Annotated in this window: 1 protein-coding gene; it reads left to right on the forward strand. The window is 21.0% G+C overall.

Annotation, left to right across the window (positions count from 1 at the left end; translation table 11 throughout):
* Positions 1-194 precede the first annotated feature (194 nt).
* Positions 195-1,298: a UDP-galactopyranose mutase gene (gene glf, locus BGI41_RS08090; protein WP_088540189.1), complete on the forward strand. Its 1,104-nt coding sequence runs from the start codon at positions 195-197 to the stop codon at positions 1,296-1,298.
* Positions 1,299-1,471 lie beyond the last annotated feature (173 nt).

Below are 1,471 nucleotides of genomic sequence, written 5' to 3' on the forward strand. Positions count from 1 at the left end.
TTATAATAATTATATCTTCTTTAATTTTAAAAAAAAGTGAATTATATATTATTAAAAATATAGATTTTTTATTAAGATTTATATTAAATAATACTTTAGTTATTTTATAAAAATTTAATCTAGGATTTATTATATTAATAGCTATTTTATAATATTAAAATTTTATATAAATTATAAATTATTATTGTGATTATATGGATTATGATTATTTAATTGTTGGATCTGGACTTTTTGGTTCAGTATTTGCACGTGAAATGACTGATAAAGGATATAAATGTTTAGTTATTGAGAAAAGAAATCATATTGGTGGAAATGTTTATACTTATAATGAAGAAGGAATTAATGTTCATAAATATGGTGCTCATATCTTTCATACAAGTAATGAAGAGGTATGGAAGTATATTAATAAATATGCTAAATTTAATCGTTTTACAAATTCTCCAATTGCAAATTATAATGGTGAATTATATAATCTCCCATTTAATATGAATACTTTCCATGAAATGTGGAATATTAAAACTCCACAAGAAGCTATTTCTATTATTGAAAAACAGAAAGAAGAAGCAGGTATTACAAATCCTAAAAATCTTGAAGAACAAGCTATTAGTTTAGTAGGTAGAGATATTTATGAAAAATTAATTAAAGGATACACTGAAAAACAATGGGGTAAAAAATGTACTGAACTTCCAGCATTTATTATTAAACGTTTACCTGTACGTTTAACATATGATAATAATTATTTCAATGATTTATATCAAGGAATACCAATGGGAGGATATACTCAAATAATTGAAAAACTTCTTGATGGTATTGAAGTTAAATTAAATACAGATTTCTTTACTAATAAAGACAAATGGGAGAATATTGCTGATAAAATTTTATTTACTGGTATGATAGATCAATACTATGATTATTGTTATGGTGAATTAGAATATCGTGGTTTAAGGTTTGAAACTGAAACTTTGGATATTGATAATTATCAAGGAAATGCTGTAATTAATTATACTGATGCAGAAACACCATTTACAAGGATTATTGAACATAAACACTTTGAAGGTGCAGATTCTCCTAAAACAATTATTACTCATGAATATCCTCAAAATTGGGAAAAAGGTATGGAAGCATATTATCCAGTAAATAATGATAAAAATAATAAGTTATTTGAAAAATATCAAAAACTTGCTAAAAATGAGAATAATCTTATTTTTGGTGGACGTTTAGGTATGTATAAATATTATAATATGGATCAAATAATTGAAGAAGCATTAAAATTAGTTGAAAGTGAGATTAAAAATTAGTTTTTATATTTTATTTTAATTATTTTATAGCTATTTTTAATTATTTTAATTTTATTTTTTATAATGTTTTTTAGTTTTAATTATTTTAAAAATATATTATTTTAATAAAAAATTGTTATATTAAATTTTTAATATTTTAGATTTTTGTTTAAAATTAGTTATTTATTGTTTTT

Origin of the sequence: Methanobrevibacter sp. 87.7, assembly GCF_002208625.1 — an archaeon.
Taxonomy (GTDB): Archaea; Methanobacteriota; Methanobacteria; order Methanobacteriales; family Methanobacteriaceae; genus Methanarmilla.

Bases quoted from the DNA above. Each gene is read 5' to 3' on its own strand.
- glf (WP_088540189.1), top strand. From the start codon at position 195: ATGGATTATGATTATTTAATTGTTGGATCTGGACTTTTTGGTTCAGTA.